Annotated in this window: 22 protein-coding genes; 7 read left to right on the plus strand and 15 right to left on the minus strand. The window is 58.9% G+C overall.

Going from position 1 to position 21,180, the window contains the following annotated elements; genetic code table 11:
* Nucleotides 1-169: 169 nt before the first annotated feature.
* The 14 genes from L4G42_RS06030 to L4G42_RS06095 all read right to left on the minus strand — a co-directional run bounded on the left by L4G42_RS06030 (nucleotide 170) and on the right by L4G42_RS06095 (nucleotide 11,918).
* On the minus strand, nucleotides 170-460 hold the full coding sequence (locus L4G42_RS06030; protein WP_237260646.1) for a hypothetical protein: 291 nt from the start codon (nucleotides 458-460) through the stop codon (nucleotides 170-172).
* The gene (locus L4G42_RS06035) at nucleotides 460-2,844 is read right to left on the minus strand and encodes a hypothetical protein (RefSeq protein WP_237260648.1); all 2,385 of its coding nucleotides are present in this window, start codon (nucleotides 2,842-2,844) and stop codon (nucleotides 460-462) included. Before L4G42_RS06035 ends, L4G42_RS06030 begins: the two co-directional genes overlap by 1 nt.
* 4 nt (nucleotides 2,845-2,848) lie before the next feature.
* Nucleotides 2,849-3,100, minus strand: coding sequence for a hypothetical protein (locus tag L4G42_RS06040; RefSeq protein WP_237260649.1), 252 nt, complete (start codon nucleotides 3,098-3,100; stop codon nucleotides 2,849-2,851).
* Entirely contained in the window at nucleotides 3,097-3,333 is a 237-nt protein-coding gene (locus tag L4G42_RS06045; protein WP_237260651.1) for a hypothetical protein, read from the minus strand. The genes L4G42_RS06040 and L4G42_RS06045 overlap by 4 nt, the downstream gene beginning before the upstream one ends.
* Nucleotides 3,330-3,833 carry a hypothetical protein gene (locus L4G42_RS06050; protein WP_237260734.1) on the minus strand — a complete coding sequence of 168 codons (504 nt, stop codon included), beginning with the start codon at nucleotides 3,831-3,833 and terminating at the stop codon, nucleotides 3,330-3,332. The genes L4G42_RS06045 and L4G42_RS06050 overlap by 4 nt, the downstream gene beginning before the upstream one ends.
* Before the next feature lie 3 nt (nucleotides 3,834-3,836).
* On the minus strand, nucleotides 3,837-4,055 hold the full coding sequence (locus tag L4G42_RS06055) for a helix-turn-helix transcriptional regulator (RefSeq protein WP_237260653.1): 219 nt from the start codon (nucleotides 4,053-4,055) through the stop codon (nucleotides 3,837-3,839).
* 1,084 nt (nucleotides 4,056-5,139) lie between these two features.
* The gene (locus L4G42_RS06060; protein WP_237260655.1) at nucleotides 5,140-6,570 is read right to left on the minus strand and encodes a tyrosine-type recombinase/integrase; all 1,431 of its coding nucleotides are present in this window, start codon (nucleotides 6,568-6,570) and stop codon (nucleotides 5,140-5,142) included.
* A gap of 267 nt (nucleotides 6,571-6,837) precedes the next feature.
* A complete protein-coding gene (locus L4G42_RS06065) occupies nucleotides 6,838-7,995 on the minus strand; it encodes a glutathionylspermidine synthase family protein (RefSeq protein ID WP_237259608.1) in 1,158 nt (385 codons plus the stop codon).
* A 14-nt stretch (nucleotides 7,996-8,009) separates the two neighbouring features.
* The gene (locus L4G42_RS06070; RefSeq protein ID WP_237251537.1) at nucleotides 8,010-8,738 is read right to left on the minus strand and encodes a DUF1190 domain-containing protein; all 729 of its coding nucleotides are present in this window, start codon (nucleotides 8,736-8,738) and stop codon (nucleotides 8,010-8,012) included.
* A gap of 26 nt (nucleotides 8,739-8,764) precedes the next feature.
* Nucleotides 8,765-9,190 carry a DUF350 domain-containing protein gene (locus L4G42_RS06075; protein ID WP_122536533.1) on the minus strand — a complete coding sequence of 142 codons (426 nt, stop codon included), beginning with the start codon at nucleotides 9,188-9,190 and terminating at the stop codon, nucleotides 8,765-8,767.
* A gap of 13 nt (nucleotides 9,191-9,203) precedes the next feature.
* Complete coding sequence (locus L4G42_RS06080; protein WP_237251538.1) at nucleotides 9,204-9,872, minus strand: DUF2491 family protein; 669 nt, start codon at nucleotides 9,870-9,872, stop codon at nucleotides 9,204-9,206.
* Between the two features lie 49 nt (nucleotides 9,873-9,921).
* On the minus strand, nucleotides 9,922-10,485 hold the full coding sequence (locus L4G42_RS06085) for a rhomboid family intramembrane serine protease (RefSeq protein ID WP_237251539.1): 564 nt from the start codon (nucleotides 10,483-10,485) through the stop codon (nucleotides 9,922-9,924).
* Nucleotides 10,486-10,574: 89 nt separating this feature from the next.
* Nucleotides 10,575-11,282 carry a PspA/IM30 family protein gene (locus L4G42_RS06090; protein ID WP_237251540.1) on the minus strand — a complete coding sequence of 236 codons (708 nt, stop codon included), beginning with the start codon at nucleotides 11,280-11,282 and terminating at the stop codon, nucleotides 10,575-10,577.
* A 15-nt stretch (nucleotides 11,283-11,297) separates the two neighbouring features.
* Complete coding sequence (locus L4G42_RS06095) at nucleotides 11,298-11,918, minus strand: YjfI family protein (RefSeq protein WP_419789346.1); 621 nt, start codon at nucleotides 11,916-11,918, stop codon at nucleotides 11,298-11,300.
* 167 nt (nucleotides 11,919-12,085) lie between these two features.
* Here L4G42_RS06095 and L4G42_RS06100 point away from each other — a divergent pair, with 167 nt between their 5' ends.
* Nucleotides 12,086-13,132, plus strand: coding sequence for an FUSC family protein (locus L4G42_RS06100; RefSeq protein WP_237251542.1), 1,047 nt, complete (start codon nucleotides 12,086-12,088; stop codon nucleotides 13,130-13,132).
* Nucleotides 13,133-13,170: 38 nt separating this feature from the next.
* Here the strand turns inward: L4G42_RS06100 and ppk2 are convergent, their stop codons facing one another.
* Entirely contained in the window at nucleotides 13,171-14,082 is a 912-nt protein-coding gene (ppk2, locus tag L4G42_RS06105; RefSeq protein ID WP_419789347.1) for a polyphosphate kinase 2, read from the minus strand.
* A gap of 248 nt (nucleotides 14,083-14,330) precedes the next feature.
* On the opposite strand from ppk2, the gene L4G42_RS06110 reads away from it, so the two are divergent.
* The 6 genes from L4G42_RS06110 (at nucleotide 14,331) to pqqB (ending at nucleotide 21,164) form a co-directional block, all read left to right on the plus strand.
* On the plus strand, nucleotides 14,331-14,792 hold the full coding sequence (locus L4G42_RS06110) for an Lrp/AsnC family transcriptional regulator (protein WP_237251543.1): 462 nt from the start codon (nucleotides 14,331-14,333) through the stop codon (nucleotides 14,790-14,792).
* A gap of 142 nt (nucleotides 14,793-14,934) precedes the next feature.
* A complete protein-coding gene (locus tag L4G42_RS06115; protein WP_237251544.1) occupies nucleotides 14,935-16,629 on the plus strand; it encodes a flavin monoamine oxidase family protein in 1,695 nt (564 codons plus the stop codon).
* A 10-nt stretch (nucleotides 16,630-16,639) separates the two neighbouring features.
* On the plus strand, nucleotides 16,640-17,440 hold the full coding sequence (locus L4G42_RS06120; RefSeq protein WP_237251545.1) for a carbon-nitrogen hydrolase family protein: 801 nt from the start codon (nucleotides 16,640-16,642) through the stop codon (nucleotides 17,438-17,440).
* A 94-nt stretch (nucleotides 17,441-17,534) separates the two neighbouring features.
* Nucleotides 17,535-19,898, plus strand: coding sequence for a pyrroloquinoline quinone biosynthesis protein PqqF (pqqF, locus tag L4G42_RS06125; protein WP_237251546.1), 2,364 nt, complete (start codon nucleotides 17,535-17,537; stop codon nucleotides 19,896-19,898).
* A gap of 188 nt (nucleotides 19,899-20,086) precedes the next feature.
* On the plus strand, nucleotides 20,087-20,158 hold the full coding sequence (pqqA, locus tag L4G42_RS06130; protein WP_008365141.1) for a pyrroloquinoline quinone precursor peptide PqqA: 72 nt from the start codon (nucleotides 20,087-20,089) through the stop codon (nucleotides 20,156-20,158).
* A 94-nt stretch (nucleotides 20,159-20,252) separates the two neighbouring features.
* A complete protein-coding gene (gene pqqB, locus L4G42_RS06135) occupies nucleotides 20,253-21,164 on the plus strand; it encodes a pyrroloquinoline quinone biosynthesis protein PqqB (RefSeq protein ID WP_237251547.1) in 912 nt (303 codons plus the stop codon).
* Nucleotides 21,165-21,180 lie beyond the last annotated feature (16 nt).

The following is a 21,180-nucleotide window of genomic DNA, read 5'->3' on the forward strand; positions in this document are numbered from 1 at the left end:
TGAATTGCAGCGGGGCGCTTTGAAATGGGCGCATATGGTTGTTCTCACATAAGGAGCAAATGGTTTCATTTGCCGCTCAGGGAACGCATCACGCGCAACTGGACGGGATACAGCACATCACGCGCTGTATGAGTGTCCAGTATACGGCGAGGCGTCCAGAGCGCCAAGGTTATTTCAAATCAGCGTCCGGCCAGCGGCCACGAACATCAGCCAGAGCTTCGGCGCGGGTGATCGGTTCGCCCGCCATCGTGAAGGGTGGATAACCTGGGACTAAAACCGTCCAGGCACACCGCCTTTCAAGCCCGTCATCCGCTGTCAACTCGGCCAGTAACGTCAGCCGGTTTTGCTTCACATACCGGCTGACTTCTTCCGTGACCTTTACCCGTGGCGAGATACGAACGCGCATCCCGACTCGTTTGGCGCTCAGTCCGCGATCAATGAGATAGTCCAGGGCGGCCATCAGATATCCACCCCGTCATCGTCGTCTGAAAAAGATACTTCCGGTTCCGAAGTCCCAAATGTCCCAAGTCCCAACTTTTCACCGCCAGGTTTTGGGACTTGGGACTTCTGGGACTTTGAAACCACAACTTTCTTTTTAACCTCCCAACGAACGACACCGCCGCTCCCCTTGCCAAGGCACTTACACTCAATGCCGATCTGGCGAAGCGCCGGTGCAGCTCGACGTAGTGCGTCCCCCAAACCCTTTGGCGAGCGCGGCCAGGAATCACAACCGGTCGGGCGATACTGCTCCAGGGTCAGCAGGATCTCTTTGGCTGTAGCGGTCAGGCCAAGCGGGCGCGACTCGATCATGTCCACCACTGCGGCGGCTACCGGACTGGCATCGATGGTCCTTGAGAGGCTTTCCTGTCGGCAGGCGTTGAATTCCGCCATGAAGTCTTCCGGCAGTTGGCCAACCGCCTTGGCGACAGCCATACCAAAGCGGGCGAACTCGACCAGGCGTGGACGCTCATCGGCGGGAATGCTCATTTGAGGCAGAAGTTCCAGTGCCCTGGACGTAATGTCGAGCAACGCACCCAGCAGCTTGGGCCGCTCAATCTCATACGCCCGCCACAGATCGGTGACTTCCAGACGATCCGTGATGACCGGCGTCTCTACAGTGATGGCGCGGTCCACCAGATCCTGCGCGGTGACTGCAGCACTGATACCGTTGATGATGATTGGCCGTTTGACGTTGACGACCGATTCCTCGGTGTCGCTGTACAACTTGCGCTTGGCGAACCCACCCCCCGTTGCCAGCACACACAACGCATCCTGCATCGGACCGGGCAAGTGACTGACGTTTTCGTAACTGACCAGGCAGCAGGCGCCAGCAGAAACGAAAATGTCCTCGACCGACTTCGGCGCGCCTCGAAGGTCGCAAGCGTTCGGGTCGATCAGCCGGCGCAGTGCAATCTGGGTCGTACTCTTTGCGCTGCCCTGCTCCCCCAGTAGCTCCAGCAATGGATAGGGCGTGTCCGGGCGCAGACATTCGATCAGCCAGGACAGCACCAGCAAGCGAGAGCCGTGCGGGATGTTGGCCACACGCCAAAGCGGTTCGATTGAACCACCGGTCAAGGGTTCGGGTAGTGGCTGGGTCGATTCCTGCCGGACAAACATCGCCGCGGGCGAGTCGACAATCTCCCAAGCCGCCGACGTGATCCGAACAGCGCGGCTGCTGCCAGGCACGGCCAGGTCGAGGAAGTATTCTCCGTTCGCGCCAGCGGTTCGCAGATGAATGTCCAGGCACTCACCGTGGAATCGCCCCAGTCCGGCCAAGGTACCAAGCGCCTCCCTTATCGACTGATCCCGAGGCGCTTTACCGGTGTCCTGATAGAAACCCGCCAGCAGGCAGTCACGGAACTGACGCGAGGCCAGGTTGCGCACCTCGCCAGACTTCATGTCACGGGTGTACACGTCTTTGTTTTGGTCGTGGAACAGCTCAAACCTTTGCTCGACATACTTCACCAGCAGCGAGGCCTGGCTCTGACGCTCGTCGTCCTCATCAGGGTCAGCCAGGGGCGTATCGTCATCGGCAGCGCTTTCTGGCAGTTCGAGGAGCGCCTGAAGTTTCTCGACCGTTCCACCAGCGCCCAGCCAGTCCGAAACGTCACCCTTGTCTGGAAGGCCTGGCAGGTGAATGACCCGCACCATCGCGCCAACAGAACTTAACGCTGCGGATACCTTCACCGCGTGCTTGCGCCCCGGCTCATCGTTGTCCGGCAGAATGACCACTCGCCGACCCCGGAAGAACTCCGACAGCTCGGCAGACCACTTACCGGCACCACCTGCATTGCAGGTCGCCAGCAGCCCCATGGTCATCAGTCGATCAACGTCCTTCTCGCCCTCTACGACATAGATAGTCGCGTTCGGCGCAGCCAGCAGATCGGGCAGACGATACGGAACCTTGCGAATACCTTTGACTGACCATGACCAGCCATCACCAGCGGGGCATCGCTGGCGAAAGTCCTTCGGCTCGAAGCGAACCACCTGGAACAGCAGCACGCCGTTTTCATCGACGTAGCTGTACTGGGCAACCTCTACCCGCCTGACGGGCTCGACTTTGAAACCATGGTTTTCAAGCCATGCCATTTGCGCGGTGCGGCCACTGATCCCGGTTTCCCGCTGGATCAGATCAAGCACACCGCCGCCCTCGCCAACCTCATGCGAATGCCATGCACCCTTATCGAGGTCCACCGACAACGATCCGTTAGTGCCGAATCGCAGCTCGTTCGCTTTGCTCAAGCCGGCGTTCGGCTCACCCAGTAAGTGACGAGCAACGGGCTCCATCACTTTCTCCAAGCCGAACGATCCCGGCGACGCCAATGCGCCGTTTTGAATAGTCATCGGGTTAGTTCCTCAGTTCGAGCGTTTGGAGCTTTGCGTTGAGCTCGCCGATCTGGCAATCAAGCATGTCGTGATAATCGCCGGCCAGATATTGCGCGACACTTGCCAGACGCTCAGCGTGGTGACCGTGCCCCTTCTTGAGCGAGTCGCTGATTGCATAACTCAGAGAATCGAACCAGGCCATGTAGTCGCGCGCGCACTGCAGCTGGTCAATTGCGTCATTGGCAACGCTGGTGACTTCGGTAGACGCGCTCATTTCCGCACCTCCGACTCAGCCTTGGTGCAGAGCTCGAGGCCCGATTCGCGTACAGCGGTGCCGATGGCGTGGACTGCACAGGCGAGGCCATGCATCTGAGTGTCGGAAAGGTGATGCTCGCCGTCGTCATGGCCCAGCAGGTTTGCGAGGGTTTCGAGCGCCAACCCAGAGGTGGAAAGACGGTTGCCGTGATCGTAGGCAGCGTGGGCGAGTGTTCCGTAGTGGAAAGTCATTTGGTCACCGCCTGAGCTTCGAGGCGACGGGCGATTTCGATGTGATGGCTGTAGCGCTTCGCTCGCACACTGAGGCTGGAGTTTGCGCGGAGGGCGGCCATTGCCATTGCGCGGTGGGCATTGGCTTTGCCGATGAGGACGGACGGATCTTGGGTAAGCATGGGCGTAGCTCCTGTATGTGAGGAGCTGCCACGGTTCGCCGTCAAACGAATTAGGGTGGCAGCTGTGCGCAGGTTGACGGACCGGGCATACAGGACCCCGGCAGACCTTTCGGTCTCCCACGCACAGCCACCATAAAGCAGGAATGCGGGCACAAAAAAAACGCCTGCATTCGAAATGGGGGCGCTTGTTGTGCGCCTGCATGTAGTCGGGCCGTCAAACCCGTTCGCTGATTTTGCAGCGATTGGCGGACGATACATCTCGGCCACAGATGAGACAAGGGCTTTTTTCAGGCCACGCGATCCCGTGCCTGCATCGAGGCAGGTTTGATTGATCATCATGGGTTAAGCCTCCTGGCTGATCAGGAAGGCGTCGACAGTCTCTGGTTCCCAACGAACGGAACGACCGAAACGGATCGGCTCAGGGAAGCCAGGAGTTTTAGACCAGCGCCACCAGGTGGAGCGACTGACCTGATAGCGGGCGCAGAGCTGGGCTGCGGTAGCGCGGGTGCCAGGGATCGGCAGGTTGGGTACATCGGCACTGCGGGTGGCGGTTTGAGCCATTGCGGTATCTCCGAACATGGATATGTCCGAGAGGGCGATCTGTAATCCACTACACCCAGCGAAGGGGTCAGGTTTCCGGCCGTCGGGAGCAATCTACTGGACAAGTCCTCAGGTTGCGTATTATTCCCTCTGGTACTACAGTCCGCCGCGAAGCCCGTCAAAATGCTTCTCCCTCGGGGTTGCGTGCTGGCCTAGCTGGTATGCAAAGAGACGTTTGCCGCGTCTCATCCCGATAGCCCCCCTTCATTTGCCGTGTTGGGGGGCTTTTCTTTGTCTGCAATTCCCATTGTCAGCCATTCTAACAGCAAACTCTAACCAGAAAGGTTCCAGGCGTTTCATGTGCTGTCATGGGTCGCATGGTAATGCGCTCTTTCTGCAAACACCTAATAGTTTTTGAACATCAATGTGCGGACTTCTCCGAGTGTTTCACATGGAACACTTCCACAGAGTTGTCTCATACAGTCTCATACAGCCCCATACGCACCCACACGTACCGTGGCGTACCTGGAAATATGCACCCGACCGCTCATCGGATGATACAAGAAGCCCTGAGGTCGGGGGTTCCAGGGGCCTAATGAGGGCCTCAACAGTCTCCACCCATGATCACGCATAGATTTGACGGTGATATTTTGACTTTCATTTCGCTACTGTTTCGCGTGCGCGCCACGAAACGCGAATAACGAAAACGTGGCGCGCAAGATAATTAGGCGTGACGCTTTACCGTGACGCGAAACCAAGTTTGCGTAATTTGCAAATAATACACTTCAACCCAAGCCACCCCATCCAAACCCAACTTGCCAGGCACGGTAGTACTACACGCTGCTTATATACGGTTATCCGCTGTTATTCATCGTTATGCATGCTTATTGATGCTTTCGCGGGGTTCCGCCACGGTCCGCCATAGGCCGCACACGTCCAGTTTGGGACATGGGACATATGGGACTTTGAAACGGGATCTTTCTTTTTTAGGCGCGCTTGGAAGGTGCCAATCTGATCAAAAAACGATCAATTAGCAGGACATTAGGACTTGCAGGACTTCGAGTCGGGATCTTTCTTTTTGGCATCATCACGACATTGACGACATTCACGACTTCGAGTCGGCTTCTTTCTTTTTCCGGCGCGACAGTAGCACCACGTTATCGACCTGCTCTTTGCCGCTGGCTAGGCCATCCAGGTAACGTCCCCACTTCTCAAGCGCGGCCTGTTTTTCAGGTAGGTAGCTGTATCGATCGTAATGCTTGGCCTGCACTCCACTGCGCCCGTGGGACAGCAGCCAGGCGCGAACCTCGGCGCTCACACCCTGATGCGCCAGCAGCGTCTCAGCGGTCACGCGTACATTCTTCCAGGTGAAGGACTGCGCCTTGCCATCAGCCAGCAGTGACCGACCTGCATTTATATAGATGTTGCTCAGCGTGTTGGGGTTAGCGAACGATCCAGGCGTCAGAGAGAAAGGACCCGGGCCAATGCGATCATTGAGCAATGGTTGGATGACCTCTTTGATTCGCTCGGTGATCGGCAACAGATGCTCCCATGCCTGGGCTTTGCGTCCTTTGCTATCTAACAGGCTGATCGTGGTGTCACTGACTGCCTCCCACGGTACCGCGCAGAACTGGGTAAGCCTCTGGCCGCCAAAATAGATCAGGGCCTTGGCAATGGCGGCGTGACGCACCGGCAAGGTATCAAGGTGCCTCAGTAACTCACCCAGCTCAGTCGGTGTCAGCGATTCGGTATGCCCTTGACCGGTGCCTAGCGTTACAGGGATGTCACGAACCGGGTTCGCGCTGACAGCAAAGACCTTTCCGTCTTCTGCCAGGCGTTCGGGCGCCAGGTGTGCCCTGGCTGCATAACTGAATGCTGCTCGAAGGTAGCGGCGCAACTTGTCGCAAGTGGTCCGCATCCCGTTAAACGAGCTACCCGGCGCCTTGTGGCCGATCCCCCTTCCCTTTGGTTTGCGGCCAAGCACACCAGCAAGGATCAGCTGGATATCCTCGGGCTGAATATCGGCGGCAGGCCGGGATACCAGGTCAGGGTGATAGTCCTTCACGTGGAGCTGGAACATACGGCTGATCTCTTTGGCACTCACCTTGCCGGCTGCGACCATCCCGTTCGAATAGCTGTCCATCAGATCGCCAAATGAACCGCGCCTGGCTGCGACTTCTGCAGCACGATGGGCGCGGGTTTCCGATTCAGCCAGATGTGCCTTCTGCCGTTCGATCTCAGCAAGGTAGCCAGCTATTCCGCCAGCGGCCTCCACCCCATTTGCCAAGGTCGCTGCCTTGTCACGTAGCGAACTGAGGGAATACTCATTGGCGTCGAGCCTGGGCCTTTTGGCGAGGATGCCAAGCGACAGACGCTGATCAGTCGTCAAAGTCCGTTCGCGGTAGTAAGCGAGGATGACACCCGAAGCCTTGCGCTCGAGCAGCAGCGTACCCTTTCCGCGGGAGCCCACCGGCTCAGACTTTCGAGTCTTGACTGCGTGCGCTTCCAGATCAGTCAGCCGAGTGCGCTTCACCATAATTTTCCCCGTTCGTTCCCCGTTTCGAGTGCGAACTCAAGATATCCAGTGAAACGTAGAAACACAACGAAGAGCTATAAGTACCTGATTTGCATATCTTTAATGGCAACTCCCGACATTTAATGAAACCTGCCGAAACAGCTCCAAAGCTCACTCATAATCCCTTGGTCCACGGTTCGAGTCCGTGTGGGCCCACCAAATAGAAAGCCGCGCATTGCGCGGCTTTTTTCGTTCTTGCGCGGTACCCACACCGGGCTCATCACAACCTCAATCAATCACCACATGCGGCAAAAACCGGCTGCTGTCTTTGGTGATCAGACTGTCGTCCTCGCGAATGCCAATCCCCGAAGCCGTATCACCCACCACCCACGATCCGATCAGCGTGTAGCTGTCGCCAAAACGAGGCAATGGTGCGAACGCCTGGAGGATGTAGGGCGCATCGTTGTAGGGGCCGTCTTCGAAAATGACCTGGTCGGTCGGGGTGCGAATTTCGATATTGGCGCCTTCGCGGGAAAAGTAAGGCTTGCGCACCCAGCCTTTTGGCACCGCAGATTGCGGGTGCTTATCCACAAAGGACGGCAGCAGATTGGGATGTCCTTCGTTGAATTCCCAAAGCAACGGCAGGATGCCTTTGTTCGAAATGATCGCCTTCCAGGCAGGCTCGATGAACTGCGTGTCGCACTGCGGGATGGCCTGGCCGTGGGGCTCGTGGAAGACATGCTCCCAAGCGTGCAGCTTGAAGATGCGTTCGATCCAGCGGCCTTCAAGATCGACAAATCGGCCGTTGGCGTTCAGGCCAATGTCTTCGATGTCGATGTGGCGGGTTTCGATGCCGACATGTTCAGCCATTTTGCGCAGGAATTCGGTCGTGCCCCTGTCTTCGATGGAGCCTGACATGCACGAAAAGTAGAAAGGCCCGCCTTCCCTGATCGCCGCAAAAGCCCGGACCAGATCCTCCGCCATCGAGTTGAACTGCGAAGCGTGAGCCGGTAACGCGCCGCGCTGGATCTGCTCTTCAAGCCAAATGAGCTGAAACGCGCCCGCTTCATACGCTGACGTAGGCGTGTCCATGTTGGCTTCCAGCAGCTTGGCCGGGTTTACTCCGTCATAGCTGAAGTCAAAGCGGCCATACAGATGCGGGTGGCCTTCCTTCCACGAGGTGCGGACCAGATCGAAGAACGCCGGCGGAATGGCCAGCCGGGTCAGCAGCTCTTCGCTCTCGACGACCTTTTCCACGACGTCCAGGCACATGGCATGAAGCTCCTGGGTCGGCGCTTCGATGTCGCGAGTGATCTGAGCTTCGGTGAACTGGTAGTAGGCCCGCTCATCCCAGTAGCGCTCGCCATCGATGGTGTGAAAGTTGAACCCTTCACGCTCGGCCGTCTGGCGCCAGTCAGGACGTTCCTGGATGCTGATCCTTTTCATAAGTAACGTCCCTGTTATCCGCCGAAGCTTGAGCCGCTGCTTTTGCCACCCCAACCGCTGCGAGCGGTGGCTTGGCTGCCGAAACCGCCACGGGAAACAGACGACGAGACGGAGGAGTTACGGCCAAGGGTGCTTTTGCTGTAAGTGCCGGTCGAGCTGCTTCGCGCCTGGGTGGAGTTGCCGAAGGTTTTGCCCTGCTCGATCTGGCGCGACAGTGTGGAATACCCATATCCACCCCGCGAGTCTCGCTCCTGGTAGATGGGTTGAGCATAGTAACGACCGCCACCGCCGGTGAATCCGTTGACCATGTTGCTGACGAGCATGCCCATCAGGAATCCGTTCACCCCAGAAGAACCGAAGCCACCACCGCCGCCACCGGACTGGTCGGCCTGTGCCTTCGCTGCATCGACCTGGGACTTGGGAAGCTCACCGGAAACTTCCAGCTGGAAACCGCCGAGCTTGGGCGTGAACTTGCCATCGGCATTCTGCTGGCAGTAATCAGGGACAAAATCCGCGTCGCACGACGCCTTGTCGTCGTAGGACGGTGCAATGCGGCGGTGCTCCGCCAGCGCGCTCATGTAAGCGTCCGAGCAGATGTCGACCGGGACTTTCTGATCCACACAGGCCTGGACCGATGGATAGGTCTGCTGCGCGGAAACCTCTACGGTGTCGGATTTGCTGCACGCACTGATCGCCAGCGGCAGGGTGCTGGCCAGGACCAGCTTGAGGGAACTACGTCTCATCGATAACTCCTTTCGATAACGGGCGATCAGGTCGACGGCGTCATGCAGGCCGAGTTGAGAAAACCGACACTGATCGAGACGCTGGCGGCATAGATCGCCGCAGCAAGCTCGCCTCGGGTAATGCGTGCGGAAAGATCCTTGAGGACCATGCTGGTGGCGGTAAAGGCCAGCAGCTGTACGACTGCCGCAATGACTGCCCAGATCACCACGTCCAATACGCTGATGCTGTAGGTGATCACGTTGCTGGCCGGCAGTGCGAAGCCAATCAGCGCACCGCCAAGGGCAACAGCGGCGGCAACATTGCCCTCACGAATCTGGGCGAATTCCTTGTGCGGCGTCAAACGCGTGTAGGCCATTTGAAACAACGCGAATAACCCGCCGGCCACAATGATGTAGACCACAAAACTCAGCAACGACTGGAAGCTGACGGACATACGAAGCGCTTCAAGCATTTTTTACTTCCTTTTAAATGACAGTGAAATCAGTGGACTGCAGGGTCACGCCGACCGAGGTGGTGAAGGAGACAATGCCCTCCTCATCTTCCTCGACAGACAACAACAGAAACTCGCGGCGGTCTACCAGACCCGTGTCCCGCGCGTACAACATGCTCAGGTGCTTGATGCGATAAGCACCGTCGGGACTGACGACCTGCTCGTCCATGGGCGTGAGCTCGGTCTGGCCTTCTTCCGTCCCCCACTGACGCCCATACTCCCAGCCGTCATGCTCAAACACCGGCAGCCCGACTTTGGAGGCAGGCCCAACCAGACGTTTGAGCTCCGCCTCACTGTTGATCGTAACGGCGCTGCTGTAACCGAACAGGATGATGTCCTGGACGTCTTCAGCGGCAAGTCCGTTCATCATGACCTGCAGCCAGTAATCCTCGTCCTCGAAGTAGAAGCGCACCAGACGTACCGATTGGCCCAGATCGACCTGTCCCACTGACCAGACCACTTCTTCGTTGGGGACCACCAACTCCGAATGGCCGTCGAGCATCAGCTTGAGCGAGTCATCGAGGTCCAGCATACGACCGGTAGCCAGCCCGAACGGATTAGCCAGTCCCGCATTGGCGAGGGGGTTGGAGCCGCCCGGTGGATTGGGTGATTCCAGGCCTAAAGCGCGTTTGATCCAGCTCATGTTTCATCTCCTTGAATTCGCGCCGAGGCGAGGTAAAAAGTTCTGCCACTCATTTCGCCGGAACACGCTCGACAAGCCGCCGTGAGTGCATCAACCAGGCCGTTACAATACCGGCAAGCGCGCCACACAGGTGTGACTCAATCGATACGCCCGGCACTGGAATGAAGCCGAAAATCAATCCGCTGTAGCCCAGCAGGGTCACCAGTGCAATCGCGAAACTCGCCAGGCTGCGTTGATACCACGCGCGCGCCAGCAGATACGCCCACAAGCCAAAGATCAGACCGCTTGCGCCCACATGGATGACCGGCCGGCCAACCACCCAGACCATCATCCCGCCGAGCACAACGATGAGCAGCACCACTCGGACGTAACGTTGAAGCCCCTCGGTCGCAACCAGCCAGCTCAGCACCACAAAAGGCAGCAGATTGCTCAGCAGGTGACGGACCGAGCCATGCAGAAACGGGGAGAAAACGACGCCCTGGAGTCCGGATAACGTTCTGGGCACCAGGCCGTGGGACAGCAGGCTGTTGGCGGTCAGGGAGTTAACCATCTGCACAACGATCATCAAAGCGGCAAGGCAGAGTATCGTTCGTAGTCCATTTCCGATATTCATCTGCGCACCGATTGAACCAAAAATCAAAACCGAAAAACTGAAACCGAAAAAAGGCAGACGGAAATCCGGCTGCCTCTGTTTAACGGTGCTTATTGCCCAGCGTTACCGCTCTGGTTTTGTGCTTTCAAGCGGGCCAGCACGTCGGCCGCGCCCCCTGATTTTGCGCCGATACCTGCATCTTGAAGACGACGCTCCAGATCGCCGCCATTGGCAGCCTCGGTCAGCTCATCGGCCGCTTCAAGCCTCGCGTCCTGTTCATCCTGACGCTGCTTGATACGTGCCAGCGAACCCACTGCGGTTTCGAGTCGGCCATTGGCACCGCCCGTTGCAGCAGCCGCATTGATCTGCGCCTTTTGCACGCTGTCGCGAGCCTTGGCCATATCGGTTTGCTGACGCAGGCCTTTGATCTGGCTTTCGGCCTTGATGACCTGTGCGGTCAGCTTGGCCACGTGAACACCAAACTGGTCTGCAGCAAGTTTCTCTTGATCGCGCAGGGCCGTCAGTTCAGCCACTTTCTCGGCACACTCAAGTGCGAGAGCTTCTTCGCCTTTGTTCATCGCAGCGAGCGCTTTCTGCTCCCAGTTGGCGATGTTCTTGTCGTGCTCTTCGACGCGCTGGAGCGAGAGCTTGCGCTTGGCTTTGATCTGAATCAGCTGGTTGCGCGCCGCGAGCATGGAAGCATCGGCGTCACGGATTTCCTGATCGAGGATTCGCAGTGCCTGAGCGTCGACGATGGCTTCACCCACCTCGGAAGCACCACCACGCAGCGCTGTGACCATTTTTTTCCAAAGGCTCATTGATGTGTCTCCCGATTACTGTGAATCAACTGTTAGAAGATCTTCGTAGGCATCAGCTGCCCGAATCACGTTGTCTGCCAGCGTAAGGACTTCGTGGACGATGACGGTCAGCGAAGAGGCGGCACTCAGGGCGCCGAACATGCTGTACACGGTTTCGCCGTTTGGCATGGTCTCGATGCCGATCGACGACAGCGGGAAGAGGTCCCGACTGCGCAACACCGTCTCGTTGAAAGCCTTTGGGTCTTTGACCTGAGAGGCGTAGACCAGGACGGAATCAACCAGGATCTGGTCGCCCGCGATGGCAATAATGATGGGCAAGCCGCCGAACTGATTCATCACCAGGCTCAGACTCGGCTCGGCGCCTTGAATGAGGTTCAGCTTGATGTCGTTGTTCTTCACCACGTCCAGTTCGGCGAACGCCGAGTGAAGTGTGTCGATCGTCCAATTGGTAGTTTCAGTCATGAATCCCTCCAGTTTGATCCGGTTACCCAAGTAGGGCTGGCGTAGAACTTTTTCGATGTCTCTCAACGCTTCCGCGTTTTCCGGAAGCACATACAACTCTCGTTTCACGTACCCGGCAGCCGTCAGCCGAGCGCGCATTTCGCGCATGTAGTCGGTTGAAGTTTTCCGAGCCATTGAGTTATTCCCGAACATCACATGTGATAGCAACGCACCCTACGCGCATGCAAGCAGATGCGCAACATCTCACATGTGATGATTTTGTGAATGAGGCTATGCCGATGGTGACCCGCCGCATTTGCCGGGCTTCGGATATATTCATCTTCCCCATGGTCTGTAACCCCATGAACTCAGCCGCTCTCCCCTCCTGGCTTCGCCGCGCACTGCGTCCTCTTCTGGACCCGTACCGCCGCTATCGCCATGCCCGCTACATTCACGCCGGCCGCATCGTGGTCGGGTTACTGGTGTCGATTCTCCTGACGACAGGCATTAATTTGCCCCACGGTGAGTGGGCGTCGGTGACGATGCTGATCGTGATTGGAGGGTTGCAGCACCACGGCAATATCGGCAAAAAGTCGGTGGAGCGGGCGTACGGGACATTGATTGGTGCAGCGTTGGGCCTGGCGATCGTGGCGCAGGAAAGCTACCTGGGCATGCCGTTGCTGACGTACGTGGTCATGTCGCTGATCTGTGGCTTCTTTGCGTATCACGCCATTGGCAAAGGCGGTTACACGGCGCTGCTGTCGGCGATCACGCTGTTTATCGTGGCGGGCCACGGTGATAACCCGATCACGGACGGGCTGTGGCGGACCGTGGACATCCTGATCGGCATCGCCCTCGCTTTGGCGTTTTCGTTCGCGCTGCCGCTGTACGCCGTGTATTCGTGGCGCTACAACCTGGCGAGTGGTTTGCGGGACTGTGCCCTGGCTTACGACCGCATCGCCAGCGGGCAGTCGATCACTGCGGATGAGCATGTGAAGCTGACGGCTCGGATGGGCGCGACGCTGTTGCAACTCCGTTCACTGATGCCGTCGGTGTCCAAGGAAGTGAAGATTTCGATCGTTGAGCTGGACGCCATTCAGCGTCACTTCCGCATGTGCCTGAGTATCCTAGAAATCCTTTCGAACCTGCGTCCGGCGGATGCTGGCAGCACGGGGGTCACTGCTGAGCAACGCCGCATCCGTCGCATGTTGATCGGCATGGCCCGCGCGCTGCAGACCGGTGCAACTGAGCGTTTGCAGCGGCCGACCGAGAGCTTGACTGTCGGGCCTGACGTTCCGACCGCCTCGACCGAGGTGCTGGGTTACCAACTGATGACCCGCCAGTTCACCCAGAATCTTGAAAGCCTGCAACAGCGTCTGGCGAAAACAGCGCCGGCGTGGAAGATCTGAACCACGCCACCGCTGTGATCAATAAACCGGCGGGGAGATCAATACACCGACGGGACAACCATCTCACGTGGTACCGGCGCGCGCAGGTAATTGGCGTTGTACTCGCGCTCCGGCAGCACCACTTGCGGTGTCTCGGTATCGCCGCGCGGGATCTGCTCCAGCAGGTGATGAATGCAGTTCAGGCGCGCACGCTTCTTGTCGTCTGCTTCTACGATCCACCACGGCGCGACGTCGGTGTGGGAGCGGGTAAGCATCTCTTCCTTCGCGTTGGTGTAGTCCTCCCAGCGACGACGTGACTCAAGGTCCATCGGCGAGAGCTTCCACTGTTTCAGCGGGTCATGAATGCGCATCAGGAAGCGCCGGTATTGCTCATCGTCTGTGATGGAGAACCAGTACTTGATCAGGATGATGCCCGAGCGCACCAGCATTTTTTCGAACTCTGGGACGGTGCGGAAAAACTCCTCGTACTCCTCGTCATTACAGAACCCCATGACCCGCTCGACCCCGGCCCGGTTGTACCAGCTGCGGTCGAACAGCACCATTTCGCCAGCGGCTGGGAGGTGCGCGACGTAGCGCTGGAAGTACCACTGCGTGCGCTCGCGTTCACTCGGCGCAGTCAGTGCGGCGACGCGACAAACACGCGGGTTGAGCCGCTGAGTGATGCGCTTGATCGCACCGCCCTTGCCCGCAGCATCCCGGCCTTCGAACAGCACGACCACCTTGAGCTTCTGGCTCACCACCCAATCCTGCAACTTGACCAGCTCGCCCTGCAGGCGCAGCAACTCACGGAAATACACGCGGCGATCAATCCCTTTGGGCACCTCCTCGCCCAGATCGGCCAGCAAGCCATCCAGGCGCGCGTCGTCGTACTCCATTTCCAGTTCTTCGTCGAAGCTGTCGAGGATGTCGGCCTGGATGTAGCGGGCGGTTTCGGAGAAATCCAGAGTCATGACGAGGCTCCCGGCGTGGATTCAAAGGGGTGGGAAGAGAATTTAGGCACGCCGGGGGTGACAGAAGAATGACAAAAGCCTTACAGCAGAGAAAAGTCCTACATAATCGACGCAAGTTCTCTGACGCCCATCCGTGATGGACGAACAGCGCAAAAAGCTTCGGTAGTCGCCTTGGGCTCCTGTTCGAATATCACCCACGCCCCAACGGAATCTCCTAACATGCCTCGCTTGCTTAAGGAGATCCGCCCTTGCCTGACACTCGTCCCCCAGCGCTCGACGACATCGACCGCAAACTGATCGCCGCGCTGCAAATCAATGCCCGGGAACCGGTCGCTAATCTGGCTCGGCAATTGGGCATCGCGCGCACGACCGTGACCTCACGACTGGCGCGCCTGGAAAAAGCCAAAGTCATTACCGGTTATGGCGTGCGTCTGGGTCAGCGGCTGGTGGATGGCGGTTTGCAGGCCTATGTCGGGATTACCGTGCAGCCTCGCTCTGGCAAGGAAGTGTTGCGGCGGCTGAGTGCGCTCGCGCAGGTGCAACAGTTGTGTGCAGTGAGTGGCGAATTCGATTACGTCGCGTGGCTGCGCACGGATTCGCCGGAGCAGCTGGATCAGATGCTCGATCTGATCGGCAGTGTCGATGGTGTCGAGAAGACCACCACGTCGATCATCCTGAGCAGCAAGATCGACCGCGGCCAGCCGTCCTGACATTCCGTTTCTGACAATGTGACGAACCGCTCCGTCACTTTGCCTCCATTCTCGACACAACGACGGCACTCTGCGTCTTATTAACGTCCCAACTGTTATCTAGACTTGTCCACTTTCGCGCCACAGTCGAACAAGGTCAGTCATGAAGAACAACCGCCATCCCGCCAACGGAAAGAAACCGATCACGATTTTCGGCCCGGACTTCCCGTTCGCGTTCGATGACTGGATTGAACACCCGGCGGGCCTCGGCAGCATTCCAACCGAAAACCTCGGCAAAGAGGTGGCGATTGTCGGCGCAGGCATCGCGGGGCTGGTTGCGGCCTATGAGCTGATGAAGCTGGGCCTCAAACCCGTCGTTTATGAAGCCTCCAAAATGGGCGGTCGTCTGCGTTCGCAACAGTTCGAAGGCGCTGAAGGCATCATCGCCGAGCTGGGCGGCATGCGCTTCCCGGTCTCCTCCACAGCCTTTTATCACTACGTCGACAAGCTCGGGCTGGAATCCAAACCCTTCCCCAACCCGCTGACGGCTGCATCGGGCAGCACAGTGATTGATCTGGAAGGCAGCACTCACTACGCACAGAAACTGTCTGACTTGCCTGCGCTGTTTCAGGAAGTTGCCGACGCCTGGGCCGACGCGCTGGAGGACGGCTCGCAGTTCGCCGACATTCAGCAAGCCATCCGCGACCGCGATGTGCCTCGGCTCAAGGAGCTGTGGGACAAGCTGGTGCCGTTGTGGGACGACCGCACGTTCTATGACTTTGTCGCCACGTCCAAAGCCTTCGCTAAACTGTCGTTCTATCACCGCGAAGTGTTTGGTCAGGTCGGTTTTGGCACCGGTGGCTGGGACTCGGACTTCCCAAACTCGATGCTGGAGATCTTCCGCGTGGTCATGACCAACTGCGACGATCACCAACACCTGATTGTCGGCGGCGTCGGGCAAGTGCCAATCGGCATCTGGCGCCACGCCCCCGAGCGATGCGCGCATTGGCCCGAGGGCACCAGCCTGTCGACGCTGCACCGGGGCGCCCCGCGCACGGGGGTCAAAGGCATCAGCCGCGCGGCCAACGGCCAGTTCGCGGTCACCGACAACTTGGGCGATGTCCGGCACTACGATGCGGTTCTGGCCACGTGCCAGAGCTGGTTGCTGACCACGCAAATCGAGTGCGAAGAGTCGCTGTTCTCGCAGAAAATGTGGATGGCGCTGGACCGCACGCGCTACATGCAGTCGTCGAAAACCTTCGTCATGGTCGACCGGCCGTTCTGGAAGGACAAAGACCCGGAAACCGGCCGCGACCTGATGAGCATGACCCTCACCGACCGCCTGACCCGTGGCACTTACCTGTTCGACAACGGCACCTATTCCAACGGCGTCGAGAAGCCGGGCGTGATTTGCCTGTCGTACTCGTGGATGAGCGACGCACTGAAAATGCTCCCTCACCCCGTGGAAAAGCGCGTCAGCCTGGCGCTTGGGGCGCTGAAAAAGATCTACCCGAAGGTCGATATCGCCGCGCGCATCATCGGAGACCCGATCACCGTGTCGTGGGAATCCGACCCGCACTTCCTCGGCGCTTTCAAAGGCGCGCTGCCTGGCCATTACCGCTATAACCAGCGGATGTACGCGCACTTCATGCAGAAGGAAATGCCTGACGAGCAACGCGGCATTTTCATCGCCGGTGACGATGTGTCCTGGACGCCCGCCTGGGTCGAGGGCGCAGTGCAGACTTCGCTGAACGCGGTGTGGGGCATCATGACCCACTTCGGCGGCAAGACTCACGCCGAGAACCCGGGGCCCGGCGACGTGTTTCACGAGATCGGCCCGATCGTTTTGCCGGAATAAGGAAGCCTCTATGCGCGTCGCTCTCTACCAATGCCCGCCGCTGCCCCTGAACGTCAGCGCCAACCTTCTGCGCCTGAAAGCTCGGGCGATCGAAGCATCGGCGCAGGGGGCGAAGTTGCTGGTCTTCCCGGAGATGTTTCTCAGCGGGTACAACATCGGTGCCCAGGCGGCGCGGGAGTTGGCGCAAGCGAGCGACGGCCCCGCTGCGCTGAAGATTGCCGAAATAGCCCAAGCTGCGGGGATCGCGATTCTGTACGGCTACCCGGAGTTGAGCGGCGACGATCAGGTTTACAACGCCGTGCAGCTGATCGACGCGCAAGGTGTTCGGCTCTGCAATTACCGTAAGACCCATCTGTATGGCGACCTGGACAACGCGATGTTCAGCGCAGGGGATGAGCACTTTCCGGTGGTGGAATTCGGAGGCTGGAAGCTCGGCTTCTTGATCTGCTACGACGTCGAGTTTCCCGAAAATACGCGGCGTCTGGCCTTGGCGGGCGCGGACCTGATTCTCGTACCCACCGCGAACATGGCGCCCTACGATTTCGTCGCGGAAGTCACCGTGCGGGCCCGCGCCTTCGAGAACCAGTGCTACCTGGTTTACGCCAATTACTGCGGCAGTGAGGGCGAGATCCATTACTGCGGTTTGAGCAGCATCTGCGCGCCTGACGGCCGGCAAATCGGGCTCGCCGGTCTGGATGAGACGTTGGTGATTGCGGATCTGGATCGTGAATCGATGGGCGAGTCTCAGGCGATCAATACGTATTTCAAGGATCGCCGGCCGGGGTTTTATTCCAGTCTGGGCAAACCGTAGGGTAATCATCCTACGTCGCCACTGCGCACGTCCCACACTTGCACGCCCGTTATCCGCTAGCATGGCCGCTCAGTCATCAAACATCACAAGCGCTATGCCCAACCCCATCAGCCAACGATCCCTGACCCTGCCCAATGGCTTGAACGTGGTGCTTATTTCGGCCCCACGTTTGAAGCGTTGCGCTGCGGCATTGCGGGTGGCGGCAGGCAGTCATGATGTTTCGGCCCGCTGGCCGGGGCTGGCGCATTTCCTTGAGCATCTGTTTTTTCTCGGCACCGAGCGCTTTACGGCCGACGAAAAGCTGATGGCGTTCGTGCAGCGTTGCGGCGGACAAGTGAACGCCAGCACACGCGAGCGCACCACCGACTTTTTCTTCGAACTGCCCCGCGCCGTGTTCCCCGACGGTCTTGAGCGTCTTTGCGAAATGCTCGCCCATCCGCGTATGACGATTTCCGATCAGCTGCGAGAACGAGAGGTGTTGCACGCGGAATTCATCGCCTGGTCGCGGGACGATGCCTCCCGTGACCTGCTGAAACGCCTGCAGCCTTTGTCGGCTTTGCATCCGCTACGCGGGTTTCATGCGGGGAATCGCTTCAGCCTCCCGGTTCCGCGTCAGGCGTTTCAGCATGCGCTGCAGGATTTCTATCGACGGTTTTATCAGGCCGGACAGATGACGTTAAGCCTCGCGGGGCCTCAATCGCTGGATGAACTGGAGAAGCTGGCGGCGCAGTTTGGCGCGTATTTCGCTCAAGGCAGCCGGGTTGACCAGCAGAGACCGCCTGCGCTGCTCACTGATGCACCGAAGCCAATCGCCGAACCTGACCAGCGTCGGGTGCATCTGACTTTCGCGTGCGAAGGCTTACCGGCCGGGCAGGAACAGGCTACGGCCTTTCTCTGCATCTGGATGAATGACGCGCGAGCGGGTGGTCTGGTGGCGGAGCTGCGTGGACGCGGGCGGACTGAGTCGCTGCAGGCCGAAGTCATGTATGAGTTTGCTGGCCAGGCAGTCATCGACATTGAGGTCGCATTGGCCGCGAAGACACCCGACGCGTCATCGCACGTGTCAGCAATGGTGTTCAGCTGGATCGCCTTCTTCAAATCCCATTACCGTCAGTTGCTCGAAGAATACGCGCGGCTGGAACAGGGGCGCCTGGCCGTCAGCGGTGCGCTGTCGCTGGCGCGGTATTTCAGTGCTGAGCCTGATGAGGCGGGTCTGTCGATAGACGCGGTCGATGCGCTGCTGAACCAACTTACGCCATTGACGCTGTTGCAGGCAGAAGCCCAGTCCCTGCCGTACGACACCTCAAGCGTCGATTGGCGCCTGCCCGAACCCAATCCATTTGTGAAGCAGGCAGCGCCAGCCGCTGCGCCGACCTCGCACTTGCCTGCGCTGATATTCAGCGACGCGCTGCCAGCAAACGGTGAGGCTGCGCTGTACCTGCGATGGACGCTTGCCACGGCGCAACCAAAGCTTGCACGGCTGCTGGAACAAAGCTTGAAACCACTGGCTGCTCAAGCCAACCAAGCGGGGGTAACGGTGGCATTCAGTTCCTACGGCAGGTTCTGGCAGTTGAAAGTCTCCGGTTTGGCGGAACCGTTGCCCGCAGTGCTGGAACAGGCGCTGCGTCTGCTCGTCCGACCGGATGAGCAAACCCTGACGCGCTACGGTGCGCCAGCCAATGAACCGGCCCTGATCCCCATACGTCAGCTGTTGAAAACCTTGCCTGATCATTATTTGAACAACTCAGTCACCGAGCAGACTGACAATCTGCAGCGCGTCTGGGCAGGGGCCCTCTGGACGGGGTTTGCCACGGGCTTCACACGCTCAGCGCGAAACGTATTGAGCCACGCCGCTCGGCTCATCCCCGGTCTCCCCGAGCTTCCAGCACACGCAACACCCCCGGCTACGGGCATACGGTGGGAAATCGAACCGTCGGAATCTGCCGAAGTTGCGCTGTTGATGTTCTATCCGACGCCATCCGATTCTCTCCACGATGAAGCCACGTGGCGACTGTTCGCACAGCTGATGCAGGCGCCGTTCTACCAGTGCCTACGGGTCGAGTTGCAGTTGGGTTACGCCGTTTTTAGCGGTTTCCGACAGATCGCAGGGCATGGCGGTCTGTTGTTTGGCGTGCAATCGCCCAGTGCGAGCGCGGAACAACTCGTTACGCATGTAGAGACGTTCATCGAGGGTCTGCCGATATTGATCAACGCCGCAGACTTACCCGCGCAGGTAAAAATCCTGCAGGATCAACTCGAAACGGCTGACATGGAGCACCCGCAGGCGGCCGAGCTGCTCTGGCACGCGCATCTGGCAGGCCACGGCAGCGACTACATCGCCCGCCTGCAACATTCGCTTGCACATCTTCAGCTAGCCGCCTTGCTCGACGCCGCTCATCGGCTGGCATATCCGGACAGCGCCCGGCTCTGCCTGTCGAACCGCCCTGGCCCGTTCTAGCCCGCCCCGGCCGCAGGCCGCAAACAGCTGATCTTTGCCCGTTCTGCAAGGATCTTTATCGGATATTTCATCACTGGCCTTCCGATAATTTTAGTAACATAGCCCCCTAAGCATTTGAACGTCTCCGCTCGCAGGAGCACTAACGAATGTAGTCACCCACCGCTGCACTAACCCAGAAGGAGTCAATTATGTGGACTAAACCTGCTTACACTGATCTGCGTATCGGCTTTGAAGTCACCATGTACTTCGCAAGCCGTTGATTATTGCGCGGTGAGAAGCCTCGGTTCGCCGGGGCTTTTTTATTAACGCGATTCTGAATTCAGGGCCGGACTGGCCCGTCGCTATGGGGCTTACATGCACATCCAGATTCTCGGTTCCGCCGCCGGCGGTGGTTTCCCTCAGTGGAACTGTAACTGCGCCAATTGCGCAGGCTTTCGCGACGGCAGCTTGCGGGCGCACGCGCGCACCCAGTCGTCCATCGCGCTGTCGGACGACGGTGTGAACTGGATCTTGTGCAACGCCTCTCCCGACATCCGCGCCCAGCTCCAGGGTTTTGCCCCGATGCAGCCCAATCGCGACCTGCGCGATACCGGGATCAGCGCGATCATTCTGATGGACAGCCAGATCGACCACACCACCGGTTTGCTGAGCCTGCGTGAGGGCTGCCCGCATCAAGTCTGGTGCACGGACATGGTTCACGAGGACCTGAGCACGGGTTTCCCGCTGTTCGACATGCTCAAACACTGGAACGGCGGTCTGGCCTGGAATCGCATCGAGCTGGAAGGCAGTTTTGTCATTCCGGCCTGCCCGAACCTGCGCTTTACGCCATTTCCACTGCGCAGTGCGGCACCGCCCTACTCGCCACACCGATTCGACCCACACCCGGGCGATAACATCGGCTTGATGGTCGAGGACCTGAGCACGGGCGGCAAGTTGTTCTACGCGCCGGGCCTGGGAAAAGTCGACGATGCCCTCATGCAAAAAATGAGCGGCGCCGACTGCCTGTTGGTCGACGGCACAATGTGGGACGACGATGAAATGCAGCGTCGTGGCGTCGGCACCCGCACCGGGACAGAAATGGGTCATCTGGCGCAAAACGGTCCCGGCGGCATGCTCGAAGTGCTGGAAAAGCTGCCGCAACAGCGCAAGGTGCTTATCCACATCAACAACACCAACCCGATACTCGACGAAGACTCGCCCGAGCGCGCTGAACTGGCGCGGCGGAACGTCGAAGTGGCGTTTGATGGCATGAGCATCGAGCTGTAGGAAAGCGCTTTCAGAA

It is taken from the genome of Pseudomonas petrae (assembly GCF_021728295.1).
Lineage (GTDB): Bacteria > Pseudomonadota > Gammaproteobacteria > Pseudomonadales > Pseudomonadaceae > Aquipseudomonas > Aquipseudomonas petrae.